Origin of the sequence: Pedococcus sp. NPDC057267 (genome assembly GCF_042668795.1) — a bacterium.
Lineage (GTDB): Bacteria > Actinomycetota > Actinomycetes > Actinomycetales > Dermatophilaceae > Pedococcus.
Window position 1 is genome coordinate 7,954 of sequence record NZ_JBHUYG010000072.1, and the last position, 14,060, is coordinate 22,013.

Genomic DNA, 14,060 nt, shown 5'->3' on the forward strand with positions numbered 1-14,060 from the left:
CCCTGTTCCGGCTGGCCGCCCGCCGCGGGCCGCCCCCGCCGGGCGCTGCGGTGTGCCCGGCCGCCGGCGCCGGCGGGGCCCGCCCCCCGGGGCGGGGGGGGGGGGGGGGGGGGGGGGGGGGGGGGGCGCCCGCGTCAGTCGGTGCCGGACTCGATGGCCGCGCGGTCGAGGGCGTCGTCCTGCTCGTCGACGTCGGCCGCGCTGGGGTTCGCCGAGATCGCCCGGGCGCCACCCGGCTCGAGGTCGCCCACGAGGTCCTGGTGCCGCACCCCGAGGAGCCCGGCCGCGGCATACCCCTCGAGCTTGGCCCGGCTGTCGGCGATGTCGAGGTTGCGCATGGTGAGCTGGCCGATCCGGTCGACGGGGCCGAAGGCCGCGTCCTCGGTGCGCTCCATCGAGAGCTTCTCGGGGTGGTACGAGAACGCCGGGCCCTCGGTGCGGACGATCGAGTAGTCGTCGCCGCGCCGCAGCCGCAGGGTGACCTCACCGGTGACGGCCGAGGCGACCCAGCGCTGCAGCGACTCGCGCAGCATGAGCGACTGCGGGTCGAGCCAGCGGCCCTCGTAGAGCAGCCGGCCGAGCCGGCGGCCCTCGGCGTGGTAGCTCGCGATGGTGTCCTCGTTGTGGATCGCGTTGAGCAGCCGCTCGTAGGTGATGTGCAGCAGCGCGAGGCCGGGCGCCTCGTAGATGCCCCGCGACTTCGCCTCGATGATGCGGTTCTCGATCTGGTCGGACATGCCCAGCCCGTGGCGTCCACCGACCTTGTTGGCCTCGTCGACCAGCGCGACGGCGTCGCCACCGAAGTCCTCGCCGTTGATGGCTACGGGGCGGCCCTGCTCGAACCGGACGGTGACGTCCTCGGCCGCGATGTGCACCGACTCGTCCCAGAAGGCCACGCCCATGATCGGGTCGACGACCTCCATCGACTCGTCGAGGTACTCCAGCGTCTTGGCCTCGTGCGTCGCGCCCCAGATGTTCGCGTCGGTGGAGTACGCCTTCTCGGCGCTCGCGCGGTAGGGGAGGTCGCGGGCGGTGAGCCACTGCGACATCTCGTGCCGGCCGCCGAGCTCGTGCACGAAGTCGGCGTCGAGCCACGGCTTGTAGATGCGCAGCGACGGGTTGGCCAGCAGGCCGTAGCGGTAGAACCGCTCGATGTCGTTGCCCTTGAAGGTCGAGCCATCGCCCCAGATGTCGACGCCGTCCTCCTTCATGGCGCGCACGAGCAGCGTGCCCGTGACGGCGCGGCCCAGGGGGGTGGTGTTGAAGTAGGTGCGACCGCCGCTGCGGATGTGGAACGCGCCGCACGCGATGGCCGACAGCCCCTCCTCGACGAGGGCCGAGCGGCAGTCGACGAGGCGCGCGAGCTCGGCGCCGTACTGGCCGGCGCGACCCGGGACGGTGTCGATCTCGGGCTCGTCGTACTGGCCGAGGTTCGCGGTGTACGTGCAGGGGACGGCCCCCTTCTCACGCATCCACGCGACCGCGACCGAGGTGTCGAGACCACCGGAGAAGGCGATGCCGACACGTTCACCGACAGGGAGGGACGTCAGAACCTTGGACACAGCAGGTCAGCCTACGGCCCCGCTCGTCGTGGCCGTCGTGGTGTCCAGCGAGCGCCCGGTCCCGGCCCGCCCGCCGTCACCCAGCCGGTCCAGGGCGTGCAGGAGCCGCTGCCGGAGGGCCTGGCCGCGGTCGGCGAAGGCCCGCTGCGCCGCCGCATACTCCGCGCGCCCGGCGGGCGTCTCGACGGGCACGGGGTCGTAGCCGAGCTCGCGCAGGTCGTACGGCGAGGCTCGCATGTCGAGCTCGCGGATCTCGCGCGCGAGGTCGAACGCGTCGAGGGTGAGGTCGCCGGGCACGGCCGGACCGAGCTTCATGCACCACTTGTAGAGGTCCATCCCCGCGTGCAGGCAGCCCGGCTGCTCCAGGGCCACCTGCGTCTCGCGGGTCGGCTGCAGCACGTTCAGGGGCCGGGCGGGCGGGGTGTAGAAGCGGAACGCGTCGAAGTGCGTGCAACGGATCCGCAGCGACTCCACGAGCTCGTCGGTGCCCGCCGGGCCCAGCCGCAGCGGCCAGCCGGAGTGCCGCACCTCCTCCTCGCGCTGCCGGTACACCATGGCCCACTCGTGCAGCCCGAAGCAGCCGAGCTGGGCGGGCCGCGCGGCCGTCGCCGACACCAGCCGGCGGACGAACGCGACCGTGCGCCCCCGGTCGGCGAGGTATGCCGTGGTGTCCAGCTCCACCGCGTCGCCGACGGTGCGGTGGTGTCGCCACCCGGCCCGCTCGGTCCCCGCGGCCCCCTCGAGCCGGACCCCGGCACCGGGGTGCCAGCGCCGGAGCCGACCTGCCGAGAACGGGTAGTACGTGAAGAGGAAGTCCTCGACGGGGTGCCGGCGCCCGTCCGAGCGCCGGTCGCGGTGCGCGGCGGTCGCGGCGTCGGCCCGGTCGGCGTGCGCGGCCTGGAGGGCGCGCCACGCCTGCTCCTCCAGCACGGTCCCGGTCATCGGTTGTCAAGCGTAACGAGACGTATGGCGCCGGCGAGCGTGCGGTGGCAGCGTGGGGTCACCACGTCCCGGGAGGGTTCCATGCAGCGTCGCATCCTCGTCACGTTCCTCGCAGCCGTCGCGCTGCTCGTCGCGCCGACCGCCGCCTCCGCGGCGCCGTCGGACCGCGGGCAGCAGCAGGCGACCGGCTGGTACCTGTCGCTCGGCGACTCGCTCGCCGCCGGGTACCAGCTCGGCGTCGACCACCCGACCGAGGGCTACGTCGGCCCGACGCTCGCGGCCCTGCAGCAGACCTCGCCGAAGACCAAGCTCGTCAACCTCGCCTGCTCCGGCGAGACGACGACCTCGATGATCGAGGGTGGGAGGTGCACCTACGAGGAGGGCAGCCAGCTCGACCAGGCGGTCGAGTTCCTCCACGCCCACCGGCTCACGACGCGGCTGGTGACGCTGGACATCGGCGGCAACGACATCGCCAAGTGCGGGTTCTCGGGCCTGCAGGACACCTGCATCGACCCGGCGCTGGCGACGCTCCGGCAGAACCTCCCCACCATCATGGAGCGGCTGCACGCCGCGGCCCCGCAGGCGCACATCGTCGTCCTCAACTACTACGACCCGTTCCTCGTCTACGCGCTGCAGGGACCGTCCGGCGTGCCGCTGGCGCAGAAGTCGCTGGTCGTGCTCCGGACCTTCGACGGGCTCATCGCGACGACCGCCACGGCCAACGGCGCCGACGTCGCGGACGTCGCCGACGCGTTCTCGACGACGAGCTGGACGCCGCTCGTGCCCGTCCCCGGCATCGGCTCGGTGCCGCTCAACCTGGCGCGGATCCTCATGTGGACGTGGATGGCGCCGCCACGGCTGGACTTCCACGCCAACGACACGGGGTATGCCGTGATGGCCGGCGCGGTGGTCGCCGAGCTCTGACCCGTCCGACGGTGCCGCAGGCGCGGCCCGGGCGTGCTCAGGCGGCGGCCTGCGCGTCGTGCAGGACGCGGTCGAGGTCGTGGTCGAGGTCGCTGAACGCGATCGAGGAGTCCGCGCCGTGGGGTGCCCGGGGCAGCCCCCAGGTGCGGCGGTGGTGCCGCTCGATGCCGGCGACGAGCGTGGTGGTCAGGGCCAGGAGCAGGAGAAGTGTCATGACAGGAATAGTGCGCTCGGTCAGATCCTGCCACGAGTGGCAGAACTGACGTCCAAGGACGGATTGCTGCCATACTGTCCGCATGGCCCTGTCCACGATCGCCGCGCTCGTCACCGACCCCGTCGCCATGTTCGAGACCGCCATCGCCTGTGAGGTGTTCGGCCTCGACCGCACCGACGACGGCGTGCCGCCGTTCACGTTCATGACCTGTGGCGAGGCTGCGGGAGTGCCGGTCCCGACGACCAGCGGGGGAGCCCTCGTCCCCACCCACCAGTGGCAGGACGCGGTCGACGCCGACCTCGTCGTGATGCCCGCGGGTGGCGTCCGGGACTCCTACCCGCAGGAGCTGCTCGACGTCATCCGCGCCGCGCACGCGCGCGGTGCCACGGTCCTGTCGATCTGCACGGGTGCCTTCATCCTCGGCGAGACGGGCCTGCTCGACGGGCTCACCGCCGTGACGCACTGGCGGTATGCCGAGGAGTTCGCCCGCCGCTTCCCGCGCACCCAGGTGTCCATGGACGTCCTCTACGTCGACCACGGCCAGATCGTCACCGGCGCGGGCACCGCCGCGGGCATCGACGCGGTGCTGCACCTCGTGCGTCGCGAGCTGGGGTCCGCCGTCGCCACCAGGATCGCGCGCCGCATGGTGGTCCCGCCGCAGCGCGACGGCGGGCAGCGCCAGTACGTCGAGTCGCCGCTGCCGCAGGTGGACGCCGCAAGCATCCAGCCCGTGCTCGACCACATCAGCGACCACCTCGACGAGCCGCACACGGTCCCGGACCTCGCCCGGCTGGCGATGATGTCCGAGCGCACGTTCGCGCGCCGGTTCGTGGCCGAGACCGGGACGACCCCGCACAGGTGGATCGTGCAGCAGCGGGTGCTGCGGGCCCGGGAGCTGCTCGAGGAGACCGACCTGCCGGTCGAGGCGGTGGCCTCGCACAGCGGGTTCGGGTCGGCGTCGCTGCTGCGGACCCACTTCCAGACCGTGGTCGGCACCAGCCCGCAGCGCTACCGGCGCGAGTTCTGCGCCCGCTGAGCGCGGGTGCGCCGACCGCCCGGGCACCCGAGGCGTCCCGGGGGCCGCGTGGGTAGGGTCGGCTCGTGCGCATCGCGAGGTACACGACAGGTGACGACCCGGCATTCGGCGTGGTCGAGGGCGAGCCCGGACGCGAGTTCGTCGTGCAGGTCCAGGGCGACCCCCTCTACACGCCGATCGTCCCCACGGGCGAGCGGTACCCGGTGGGGGAGGTGCGGCTGCTGTCGCCGGTCATCCCGCGCAGCAAGATCATCGGCATCGGCAAGAACTACGCCGACCACGCCAGGGAGATGGGTGGGGAGGTCCCCGACCAGCCGCTCATGTTCCTCGTCCCGAACACCGCGGTCGTGGGTCCCGGTGACCCGGTCGTGATGCCCGCCGGCGCGCAGGAGATCTCCTACGAGACCGAGCTCGCCGTCGTCATCGGCCGGATCGCCAAGGACGTGCCGCGCGAGCGGGTCAAGGAGGTGGTCTTCGGCTACACCTGCGCCAACGACGTCACCGCCCGCGACTGGCAGCGCGGCGACGGCCAGTGGGCCCGGGCCAAGGGCTTCGACACCTCCAAGCCGCTCGGGCCGTGGATCAACACCGACCTCGACGTGTCCGACCTGCGCGTTGTCAGCCGCGTCGACGGAGAGGTCCGCCAGGACGGCACGACCGCGGACATGATCTTCGACGTGGAGACCCTCGTGTCCCACGCGAGCTCGGCCTTCACCCTGCTGCCCGGCGACGTCATCCTCACCGGCACGCCGGCCGGCGTCGGGCTCGTCGACCCCGGCCAGCGGGTCGAGGTCGAGGTCGAGGGCATCGGCACGCTCACCAACACCTTCGTCCGCCGCTGACGAGGGGGGGTGCCGTGGGGTCGCCCCCACGGCATACGGGCCCGGCCCGGGCGGTCCCTAGAATCGGGGCACCATGACTGACACCGCCTCCCAGACCCCGCGCCTGCGCGTCGCCCCGTCGCCGACCGGCGACCCGCACGTCGGCACCGCGTACATGTCCCTGTTCAACCTCGCGTTCGCGCGCCAGCAGGGCGGGAAGTTCGTCCTGCGGATCGAGGACACCGACCGCGCCCGGTTCCGCGAGGACAGCGAGCAGCAGGTGTTCGACATGCTGCACTGGCTCGGGCTGCACTGGGACGAGGGGCCGGACGTGGGCGGGCCGTATGCGCCGTACCGCCAGTCCGAGCGGCTCGACACCTACCGGCCGTACGTCGAGCGGCTCCTGGCCGAGGGCAGGGCGTACCACTGCTGGTGCTCCACCGAGCGGCTGGCGCAGATGCGCGAGGTGCAGCAGAAGACCAAGCAGCCCACGGGCTACGACCGCCTCTGCCACGGCAAGACGCGCGAGGAGCGGGCGGCGCTGCCCGGCTTCACCGAGACGCCCGTCGTGCGGATGCTCGTCCCCGAGGACGTCGAGCTGCACTTCGAGGACCTCATCCGCGGCCGGGTCTCCGCCCCGCGCCCGGACGACCAGGTCATCCTCAAGGCCGACGGCTTCCCGACCTACCACCTCGCCGTGGTGGTCGACGACCACGAGATGGGGGTCACCCACGTCGTGCGCGGTGAGGAGTGGATCTCCAGCACCCCCAAGCACATCCTGCTCTACCGCTGGCTCGGGCTGGAGCCGCCGAAGTGGGCGCACATGCCCCTGCTCCGCAACACCGACAAGTCCAAGATCTCCAAGCGCAAGAACCCGGCCGCGCGGCTGACCTGGTTCCGCGAGCAGGGCTACCTGCCCGAGGCGCTCGTCAACTTCCTCGCGCTGCTCGCCTACCCGCCGGCACAGGGCGCCGAGGGCGAGGACGTCGAGGTCTTCACCTTCGAGGACTTCAGCAAGGACTTCGACTGGCGCAAGGTCAACCCGGTCGGCCCGATCTTCGACCTGAAGAAGCTCGACTGGCTCAACGGCGTCTACGTCCGTGGCCTCGAGGTCGGGGAGCTGGCATCGCGACTGCTGCCCTACCTCGTCGACGCCGGGGTGCTGGGCGCGGAGCCGACCCTGGGCGAGCTCGCCCGGCTGCGGTCGGTCACCGAGCTGATCCAGACCCGGATGGTGCTGCTCACCGAGGCCGCGCCCCTGGTCCGGCCCTTCTTCGTCGCCGACGAGGAGCTCGAGGTCGCCGACGACGCGCGGGCGCAGCTCAAGGAGGACGCCCCGCAGGTGCTCGACGCCGCCGTGGGCGCCCTGACCGAGCTCGGCGACGAGCGGTCCGGGGTGCTCGGCTCGGAGTCGACGTGGAACGCCGCGGCCATCGAGGCGGCCCTGCGCGCGGCCGTCGTCGACGGCCTGGGCATCAAGCCGAAGTTCGCGTTCGGCCCGCTGCGGACCGCGGTGTCCGGCCAGCGCGTGAGCCCGCCGCTGTTCGAGTCCATGGAGATCCTCGGTCGCGCCTCGACGCTGGCCCGCCTGCAGCGCCTGCGCGACGACCTCGCCTGACGGTGACACCGACGGCGTGGCAGGGCTCACGCGTCCGGGGCGGTGCGGGTCGCCGGCGCTGCGGTTAGCGTCGGGGCATGACCCGCATCGTGACCGAGAGCATCGACGTGGCCGCGCCGGCCGAGACCGTCTTCGCGATCCTCGCCGACCCGCGACAGCACGCGCGGATCGACGGCTCGGGATCGGTGCAGGAGATCGTGGAGGGTCCCGATCGGCTCGAGCGCGGTTCGCAGTTCGGCGCGCAGATGCGGCTCTTCGGCCTGCCGTACCGGATCTCGAACCGGGTCGTGGAGTTCGAGGAGGGGCGCCGGATCGCCTGGCGCCACTTCGGCGGTCATCGGTGGCGCTACGAGCTGGAGCCGCTCGGCGCCGACCGCACCCGCGTCACCGAGTCCTTCGACTACTCGATGTACGGGCCCGGGCCGCGCCTGTTCATCGAGCTGCTGCGCTTCCCGAGCCGCAACCGCGACGGGATCAGGGCCACGCTGGTCCGGCTGCGCGACGCCGCCGAGACCGACGCCGCCGAGGCCGGCGCGGCCACCGGGACGTCCGTCGACGCCGCGACGGGGGAGGAGTCCTGATGTCCATCCGCAAGGGGTCGAGGGTCAGGTGGACGTGGGGCAGCTCCACGGCCGAGGGCACCGTGACCGAGGTCCACCACGAGCGCGTCACCCGGACGATCAAGGGCTCCACGGTGACCCGCGACGCCAGCAGTGACGAGCCGGCATACGACATCGTGCAGGACGACGGCAGCCGGGTGCTGAAGTCGAGGAGCGAGGTCGAACGCGCTTGAACCGTGCGGGGATCCACACGCGATCCCGAGTGCCGCGGTCCGCAACGAGGGCCGATTTGGGAAGCCGAGGAGCGGCCCGGTAGTATCGCTCCTCGGTTCACCCCCTGAAGGCCTTCGGGCGCGCGGGGAGTGATACCCCTTGGGGTATGGTGTAATTGGCAGCACGACTGATTCTGGTTCAGTTAGTCTAGGTTCGAGTCCTGGTACCCCAGCTCCGGCGGAGCTCCGCGTGAGACGCCGCCGATTCGGAGAATTCCACGACCTGCCGGTATGGTTCTCTCCGCTGCCCGACACCGCGAGGTGTCACCGGCAGACCAGCTAGGGCCCCGTTGTGTAGCGGCCTAGCACGCCGCCCTCTCAAGGCGGTAGCGCGGGTTCGAATCCCGTCGGGGCTACGCGAGCAGGAGCCCCCGTCCGACCAGGACGGGGGCTCTTCGCGTTCCCGGGTGCAGCCCCGGCGGCCTCACGTGCGGCGGGTGCTCACGGACTCCTGCGCCATCCGCCGCAGCGCGACCAGGACCGGGTCGACCATGACGGTCCCGACGACCACCGTGTGCATCGCGGTCGCAGGGTCGTACGTGGCCAGGACGACGTCGAGGTCGACGGCGGCCACCTGTTCCATCGCCCGGGCGTAGCGGCGCAGCGCGTCGGGCGTCACGCCCACCCCGGCGTCGCGCGCGGCTGCGAGGGCGACGCTCAGGGCCCGCGCCGCCGGCGCCTGGGCCGACACGCTCCACCCGAGCTCGGCGACCAGGGCGGAGACGTCCTCGCTGACGGGGCCGTCGTCGCCGGGCGTGGGGAGGGCGTAGTGGGCGATGCCGAGCAGGTCGTGGCGCGAGGCCGGGGGGCTGGCGAGGGCCGAGAGGATGGCGGCGATGCCGGCGATCCCGACGCCGCCGTGCTCGACGAGGGCGCGGACCAGTCGGACCCGCTCCACGTGCTCGGGGCCGTACTCGGCTCGGGTGCGGCTGGTGGCCTCACCGGGCATGAGGAGCCCCTCGCGCAGGTAGTACTTCAGGGTGTGGACGGGCACGCCGGTCGCCTCGGCGAGCTCGGAGATCCGCATGGGCGCCTCACGGTCTTGACATCGGATAGTGCTGCTGTCCAATATGGCAGAGCGCTGATGGACAGCGCCACTATCCAAGGAGTCCGGCATGGTCGACCGCGTCACCCACGCCTACGAAGGGCCGCTCGCGGTCTTCCTCATCGGCCTGCGCGTGCACAAGCCGTGGCGCGTCGGCGTCGTCGGCACCGCCGTCCGTGCGATGCCCCGCATGATCGTCGAGCTCGAGCGCAACAAGGCGGCGGCCGCGCGGGGCGAGGTCGAGTCGCTGGGCTACCTCGGCAGCCGGTCGACCGTGCACGGCCTCGGCACGACCATGATCCAGTGGTGGCGCAGCGTCGAGGACATCTACGCCTACGCCAACGCCGAGCCGCTCGAGCACCGGCCGGCGTGGCTGGACTTCTACCGCGCCGTCCGCACCGACCCCTCAGCCGTCACCATCTGGCACGAGACGTATGCCGTGTCTGCGGCGGAGAGCGTCTACGCGGGGCCGGCGCCGTTCGGGCTCGCCTCGATCGCCGGGACCGTGCCGGTCGGCCGCCGCGGCCAGACGGCGCGCGAGCGGATCGTCCGCGGCTAGCTCCCCGGGCGCGTCGGCGGGTAGGCGGCTATGCCTCGGGGCGCCCGGCGGCGCGCCGGCGCGTCAGCTGGCGCCCCGACAGTGCGACGGCTGCAGGGAGGGCCCACAGCCAGGCACGGTCAGCCCTCAGGGGTTCCGGCCCCGGACCGGTGGCCGGGTCGAGCCGGCGCAGGTGGAGCCGGCGCCAGTGGGCGCGCAGGTCCTCGTCGTCGTCGCGCAGGCCCTGCGAGGCGAGGTAGCTGCCGAACCAGGACCGGCCGAACTTCCTCAGCGCGCCGACGACCTCCATGGCCTCGTCGGCGTCCGCGAGTGGCGCGGCCCGCACGACCCGCGTCTCTCCGTGCCACTGCACCGTCGCGACGGGGTTCGCCGTGAGGTTGCGGAACCACTGCGAGCGGCCGCCGTACGGGCACCACAGGTAGGTGCGGTCACCGATCCGGTGCGGGTAGACGAGGACGTGCCGTGGAAGCCCGCTCGTGCGTCCGGTGGTGGTGACCACCATCCACACGCGACCGGCCACCGGCCCGAGGCCGAGACGCCAGAGGTACAGGGGGAGCCCCATCAGCCTGCGTGTGGGCCACGCGTCGAGGTACCGGGTGGTCTGCGTGCCCTCACGCGCCCGGGTGGAGGCATGTGGTCGGCTGGGGGCTCGGGTCTGGCTCATGCCTCCAGCGTCGGCGGGCGCCGTCGACATCGGCCCGGGGCGAACGTCCCGCGACTGCGGGCTGCCGGGTTCCTCGCGGCCGGTCAGGCGTTGTTCTGCTGCTGCTGCTGGGCGTGGTGACGGGCCAGGACCTCGGTCAGCTTGTTGGCGCCCGCCATCACGGTCGCCGCGTGGAGCCGTCCGGGCTGGCGCGAGAGGCGCTCGATCGGGCCGGAGATCGAGACGGCGGCGACGACGCGGCCGCTCGGGCCCCGGACCGGGGCGGACACCGACGCGACACCCGCCTCGCGCTCACCGACGCTCTGCGCCCAGCCCCGGCGGCGGACCCCGGAGAGGGTCGTCGCGGTGAACTTGGCGCCGTGCAGTCCGCGATGGAGGCGGTCCGGCTCCTCCCAGGCGAGCAGCACCTGGGCCGCCGAGCCGGCGAGCATCGACAGGGTCGCGCCGACGGGGATCGAGTCGCGCAGGCCCACGGGGCGCTCGGCCGCCGAGACGCAGATGCGGTGGTCGCCCTGACGGCGGAACAGCTGCGCGCTCTCGTTCGTGTGGTCGCGCAGGGCCCCGAGGACGGGTCCGGCGGCGGCGAGCAGCCGGTCCTCGCCGGCAGCCGCAGCGAGCTCGGCCAGGCGCGGCCCCAGGACGAACCGGCCCTGGATGTCGCGCGTCACGAGGCGGTGGTGCTCGAGGGCGACGGCCAGCCGGTGGGCCGTCGGGCGTGCCAGCCCGGTCGCGGTGACCAGCTGCGCGAGGGTCGACGGCCCGGCCTCGAGGGCGCCCAGGACGATGGCCGCCTTGTCGAGAACGCCGACTCCACTGGTGTTGTCCATGCACTGATATTGACGTCTCATTGCCTGAGACGCAAATCCACCCGCGTGTCCGAGGTGCGACGCTCGGTGGACGGCGCAGCGTGGCGCTCGCCGGGACCATGGTTCGAAGGAGTGGGGAACGTGTCGGGAACGCTGGCCGAGAAGGTGTGGGACGCCCACGTCGTCCGTCGAGCCGAGGGCGAGCCGGACCTGCTCTACATCGATCTGCACCTCGTCCACGAGGTGACCTCGCCGCAGGCCTTCGACGGGCTCCGGCTCGCCGGTCGCGGCGTCCGCCGACCCGAGCTCACCCTGGCCACCGAGGACCACAACGTCCCCACCACGCCCGGGCCGATCACCGACCCCGTGAGCCGCACGCAGGTGGAGACCCTGCGCCGCAACTGCGAGGAGTTCGGCGTCCGGCTCTACCCCATGGGTGACGCCGAGCAGGGCATCGTCCACGTCGTCGGCCCCCAGCTGGGCCTGACCCAGCCGGGCATGACGATCGTCTGCGGCGACTCGCACACCTCGACCCACGGCGCGTTCGGCGCCCTGGCATTCGGCATCGGCACCTCCGAGGTCGAGCACGTCCTGGCCACGCAGACCCTGCCGCTCAAGCCGTTCCGCACCATGGCCGTCACCGTCGAGGGGGAGCTGCAGCCCGGCGTCACCGCCAAGGACATCGTGCTCGCCGTCATCGCCAAGATCGGCACGGGCGGTGGTCAGGGCTACGTCCTGGAGTACCGCGGCAGCGCCATCCGCTCGCTCTCGATGGAGGCGCGGATGACGGTCTGCAACATGTCGATCGAGGCCGGTGCCCGCGCCGGCATGATCGCCCCCGACGAGACGACCTACGCGTACCTCCAGGGCCGCGAGCACGCGCCCACCGGGGCCGACTGGGACGCCGCCGTCGCCGACTGGGACCAGCTGCGCACCGACGACGACGCAGTCTTCGACGCCGAGGTCTTCCTCGACGCCTCCACCCTGACGCCGTTCGTCACCTGGGGTACCAACCCGGGTCAGGGCCTGCCGCTCGGCGAGTCCGTCCCCGACCCGGAGACGATGGGCGACGACACGGCCAAGGCCGCGGCCCGGCACGCGCTGGAGTACATGGGCCTGACGCCCGGCACCCCGCTGCGCGAGATCAAGGTCGACACCGTCTTCGTGGGGTCCTGCACCAACGGCCGCATCGAGGACCTGCGCGCCGCCGCCGAGGTGGTCAAGGGCCGCAAGGTCGCCGACGGCGTCCGCATGCTCGTGGTGCCGGGCTCCGCCCGCGTCCGCCTGCAGGCCGAGGCGGAGGGCCTGGACAAGGTCTTCACCGAGGCGGGGGCCGAGTGGCGACTGCCCGGCTGCTCGATGTGCCTGGGCATGAACCCCGACCAGCTGGCTCCGGGGGAGCGCAGCGCCTCCACCTCCAACCGCAACTTCGAGGGCCGGCAGGGCAAGGGTGGTCGCACCCACCTCGTCAGCCCGCTCGTCGCCGCCGCCACCGCGCTGCGCGGCACCCTGTCCAGCCCGGCCGACCTCGACCAGCTCGTCGGCGCGAACGAGGGGACCCTCTGATGCAGGCCTTCACGACCCACACCGGCATCGGTGTCCCGCTGCGCCGCAGCAACGTCGACACCGACCAGATCATCCCGGCCGTCTACCTCAAGCGCGTGACGCGCACCGGGTTCGAGGACGGCCTGTTCGCCGCGTGGCGCAAGGACGAGACCTTCGTCCTCAACCACGACTCGTATGCCGCCGGCTCGGTGCTCGTGGCGGGACCGGACTTCGGGACCGGCTCCTCGCGCGAGCACGCCGTCTGGGCGCTGATGAACTACGGCTTCCGGGTCGTGCTGTCCTCGCGGTTCGCCGACATCTTCCGCGGCAACAGCGGCAAGCAGGGCCTGCTGACGGCCCAGCTCGCGCAGGACGACATCGAGCTCATCTGGAAGTACCTCGAGAACGAGCCGGGCGCGTCCGTCACGGTCGACCTCGTGTCACGCACCGTCACCGCGGGCGACATCGTGGCCTCCTTCGAGGTGGACGACTACACCCGCTGGCGGCTGCTCGAGGGCCTGGACGACATCAGCCTGACGCTGCGCCACGAGCAGGCGATCACGGACTTCGAGGCCCGGCGTCCGGCATACAAGCCGGTCACCACCTCCGCCTGAGCGCTCGGGCGCGCCGCGACACGGCGTGTTGCGACGCGCAATCGACGACGTCCCTCCCTCCGGGTGCGACAGGCCACGCCGGCGCCCCCTGGGGCTCGGCCGCGAGCCCTGGGGTCCGCAGACTCGTCGCCGAATGCGTTGCGGCACAACGTCTTCGGCGAAGCGCCGTCACGTCCGGTGACCCGCGTGTACACGCATCCCTGGGCCTCCCGTGGTGCTCGACATCACTGCCGCGGGCCCGCAATCCGTTGCGACACAATGGATCAGGCCCTTGACATGGTGGACTCGGACCCTCAACGGCCCTAACGTCAGACCCACGTCGGGCAGCGGCTCGACCGCCCAACCTGTCGGGCCAAGGGGGTCCGGCGTCACCAACCCTGTGGAGGGGAAGACGTGAACAAGGCAGAACTGATCAAGGAGCTCGAGTCGCGCCTGGGCAGCCGGAAGGCCGCCAGCGAGGCGCTGACCGCTGTCGTCGACGTGATCATCCGTGAGGTCGCCAAGGGCGGCAGTGTCGCGATCACCGGCTTCGGCACGTTCGAGCAGGCGGCGCGCGCGGCGCGTACCGGCCGCAACCCGCGCACCGGCGCCACCGTCAAGATCAAGAAGACGGTCGTCCCCAAGTTCCGCGCCGGCTCGGCGTTCAAGGACGTCGTCAAGAACCCGCGCTCGCTGCCGAAGGCGGCTGCCGCCGGTGCCCGCGCCGCTGCCGGGACCGCCACCAAGGCCGCCGTTGCCGGTGCGCGCAAGGCAGCCCCGGCCACGAAGGCGACCGCGACGAAGGCCGCCGCGAAGTCGACCACCGCCAAGAAGACGACGGCGGCCAAGACGACGACCGCGAAGAAGACCACGGCCACCAAGGCGGCGTCGACGAAGAA

The 14,060-nt window shown here is 72.4% G+C and carries 16 protein-coding genes and 2 tRNA genes; 12 read left to right on the plus strand and 6 right to left on the minus strand.

Annotation, left to right across the window (positions count from 1 at the left end):
• Positions 1–134: 134 nt before the first annotated feature.
• On the minus strand, positions 135–1,562 hold the full coding sequence (gene argG, locus ACFUC1_RS14745; RefSeq protein WP_379121047.1) for an argininosuccinate synthase: 1,428 nt from the start codon (positions 1,560–1,562) through the stop codon (positions 135–137).
• A 6-nt stretch (positions 1,563–1,568) separates the two neighbouring features.
• Complete coding sequence (locus ACFUC1_RS14750) at positions 1,569–2,504, minus strand: 3-methyladenine DNA glycosylase (protein ID WP_379121049.1); 936 nt, start codon at positions 2,502–2,504, stop codon at positions 1,569–1,571.
• 81 nt (positions 2,505–2,585) lie between these two features.
• On the opposite strand from ACFUC1_RS14750, the gene ACFUC1_RS14755 reads away from it, so the two are divergent.
• On the plus strand, positions 2,586–3,428 hold the full coding sequence (locus ACFUC1_RS14755) for an SGNH/GDSL hydrolase family protein (RefSeq protein ID WP_379121051.1): 843 nt from the start codon (positions 2,586–2,588) through the stop codon (positions 3,426–3,428).
• Between the two features lie 37 nt (positions 3,429–3,465).
• On the opposite strand, the gene ACFUC1_RS14760 is transcribed toward ACFUC1_RS14755, so the two are convergent.
• The gene (locus tag ACFUC1_RS14760) at positions 3,466–3,642 is read right to left on the minus strand and encodes a hypothetical protein (protein ID WP_379121053.1); all 177 of its coding nucleotides are present in this window, start codon (positions 3,640–3,642) and stop codon (positions 3,466–3,468) included.
• Positions 3,643–3,724: 82 nt separating this feature from the next.
• On the opposite strand from ACFUC1_RS14760, the gene ACFUC1_RS14765 reads away from it, so the two are divergent.
• The 7 genes from ACFUC1_RS14765 to ACFUC1_RS14795 all read left to right on the plus strand — a co-directional run bounded on the left by ACFUC1_RS14765 (position 3,725) and on the right by ACFUC1_RS14795 (position 8,305).
• Entirely contained in the window at positions 3,725–4,678 is a 954-nt protein-coding gene (locus tag ACFUC1_RS14765) for a GlxA family transcriptional regulator (protein WP_379121055.1), read from the plus strand.
• 65 nt (positions 4,679–4,743) lie between these two features.
• Complete coding sequence (locus tag ACFUC1_RS14770; protein WP_379121057.1) at positions 4,744–5,520, plus strand: fumarylacetoacetate hydrolase family protein; 777 nt, start codon at positions 4,744–4,746, stop codon at positions 5,518–5,520.
• A gap of 73 nt (positions 5,521–5,593) precedes the next feature.
• Positions 5,594–7,117, plus strand: coding sequence for a glutamate--tRNA ligase (gene gltX / locus ACFUC1_RS14775; RefSeq protein WP_379121059.1), 1,524 nt, complete (start codon positions 5,594–5,596; stop codon positions 7,115–7,117).
• Positions 7,118–7,194: 77 nt separating this feature from the next.
• A complete protein-coding gene (locus tag ACFUC1_RS14780) occupies positions 7,195–7,698 on the plus strand; it encodes an SRPBCC family protein (RefSeq protein WP_379121061.1) in 504 nt (167 codons plus the stop codon).
• The gene (locus ACFUC1_RS14785; RefSeq protein WP_379121063.1) at positions 7,698–7,910 is read left to right on the plus strand and encodes a DUF2945 domain-containing protein; all 213 of its coding nucleotides are present in this window, start codon (positions 7,698–7,700) and stop codon (positions 7,908–7,910) included. The genes ACFUC1_RS14780 and ACFUC1_RS14785 overlap by 1 nt, the downstream gene beginning before the upstream one ends.
• A gap of 140 nt (positions 7,911–8,050) precedes the next feature.
• Positions 8,051–8,122, plus strand: a tRNA-Gln gene (locus tag ACFUC1_RS14790).
• Between the two features lie 110 nt (positions 8,123–8,232).
• Positions 8,233–8,305: transfer RNA gene (locus ACFUC1_RS14795), tRNA-Glu, on the plus strand.
• 68 nt (positions 8,306–8,373) lie between these two features.
• On the opposite strand, the gene ACFUC1_RS14800 is transcribed toward ACFUC1_RS14795, so the two are convergent.
• A complete protein-coding gene (locus ACFUC1_RS14800; protein ID WP_379121065.1) occupies positions 8,374–8,976 on the minus strand; it encodes a MerR family transcriptional regulator in 603 nt (200 codons plus the stop codon).
• 88 nt (positions 8,977–9,064) lie between these two features.
• Between ACFUC1_RS14800 and ACFUC1_RS14805 the strand changes: the two genes are divergently transcribed.
• Complete coding sequence (locus ACFUC1_RS14805; protein ID WP_379121067.1) at positions 9,065–9,553, plus strand: monooxygenase family protein; 489 nt, start codon at positions 9,065–9,067, stop codon at positions 9,551–9,553.
• A gap of 28 nt (positions 9,554–9,581) precedes the next feature.
• Here the strand turns inward: ACFUC1_RS14805 and ACFUC1_RS14810 are convergent, their stop codons facing one another.
• On the minus strand, positions 9,582–10,217 hold the full coding sequence (locus tag ACFUC1_RS14810; protein ID WP_379121069.1) for a nitroreductase family deazaflavin-dependent oxidoreductase: 636 nt from the start codon (positions 10,215–10,217) through the stop codon (positions 9,582–9,584).
• 83 nt (positions 10,218–10,300) lie between these two features.
• Positions 10,301–11,044 (minus strand): IclR family transcriptional regulator, encoded by a 744-nt coding sequence (locus ACFUC1_RS14815; RefSeq protein ID WP_310155224.1) that lies wholly within the window; start codon positions 11,042–11,044, stop codon positions 10,301–10,303.
• Positions 11,045–11,164: 120 nt separating this feature from the next.
• On the opposite strand from ACFUC1_RS14815, the gene leuC reads away from it, so the two are divergent.
• The 3 genes from leuC to ACFUC1_RS14830 all read left to right on the plus strand — a co-directional run.
• Positions 11,165–12,589 carry a 3-isopropylmalate dehydratase large subunit gene (gene leuC, locus ACFUC1_RS14820; protein WP_379121072.1) on the plus strand — a complete coding sequence of 475 codons (1,425 nt, stop codon included), beginning with the start codon at positions 11,165–11,167 and terminating at the stop codon, positions 12,587–12,589.
• Positions 12,589–13,182: a 3-isopropylmalate dehydratase small subunit gene (gene leuD / locus ACFUC1_RS14825; RefSeq protein WP_379121074.1), complete on the plus strand. Its 594-nt coding sequence runs from the start codon at positions 12,589–12,591 to the stop codon at positions 13,180–13,182. The genes leuC and leuD overlap by 1 nt, the downstream gene beginning before the upstream one ends.
• Positions 13,183–13,575: 393 nt before the next feature.
• On the plus strand, positions 13,576–14,060 hold a 485-nt coding region (locus tag ACFUC1_RS14830), incomplete at its 3' end, for an HU family DNA-binding protein (protein WP_379121076.1).

What these genes read in the sequence shown, in the direction of transcription:
- ACFUC1_RS14810 (WP_379121069.1), bottom strand. Translation starts at nt 10,217, where the DNA reads ATGAGCCAGACCCGAGCCCCCAGCCGACCACATGCCTCCACCCGGGCG.
- ACFUC1_RS14800 (WP_379121065.1), bottom strand. Translation starts at nt 8,976, where the DNA reads ATGCGGATCTCCGAGCTCGCCGAGGCGACCGGCGTGCCCGTCCACACC.
- ACFUC1_RS14750 (WP_379121049.1), bottom strand. Translation starts at nt 2,504, where the DNA reads ATGACCGGGACCGTGCTGGAGGAGCAGGCGTGGCGCGCCCTCCAGGCC.
- ACFUC1_RS14755 (WP_379121051.1), top strand. Translation starts at nt 2,586, where the DNA reads ATGCAGCGTCGCATCCTCGTCACGTTCCTCGCAGCCGTCGCGCTGCTC.
- ACFUC1_RS14760 (WP_379121053.1), bottom strand. Translation starts at nt 3,642, where the DNA reads ATGACACTTCTCCTGCTCCTGGCCCTGACCACCACGCTCGTCGCCGGC.
- ACFUC1_RS14805 (WP_379121067.1), top strand. Translation starts at nt 9,065, where the DNA reads ATGGTCGACCGCGTCACCCACGCCTACGAAGGGCCGCTCGCGGTCTTC.
- gltX (WP_379121059.1), top strand. Translation starts at nt 5,594, where the DNA reads ATGACTGACACCGCCTCCCAGACCCCGCGCCTGCGCGTCGCCCCGTCG.
- leuD (WP_379121074.1), top strand. Translation starts at nt 12,589, where the DNA reads ATGCAGGCCTTCACGACCCACACCGGCATCGGTGTCCCGCTGCGCCGC.
- ACFUC1_RS14780 (WP_379121061.1), top strand. Translation starts at nt 7,195, where the DNA reads ATGACCCGCATCGTGACCGAGAGCATCGACGTGGCCGCGCCGGCCGAG.
- ACFUC1_RS14765 (WP_379121055.1), top strand. Translation starts at nt 3,725, where the DNA reads ATGGCCCTGTCCACGATCGCCGCGCTCGTCACCGACCCCGTCGCCATG.
- ACFUC1_RS14785 (WP_379121063.1), top strand. Translation starts at nt 7,698, where the DNA reads ATGTCCATCCGCAAGGGGTCGAGGGTCAGGTGGACGTGGGGCAGCTCC.
- ACFUC1_RS14815 (WP_310155224.1), bottom strand. Translation starts at nt 11,044, where the DNA reads ATGGACAACACCAGTGGAGTCGGCGTTCTCGACAAGGCGGCCATCGTC.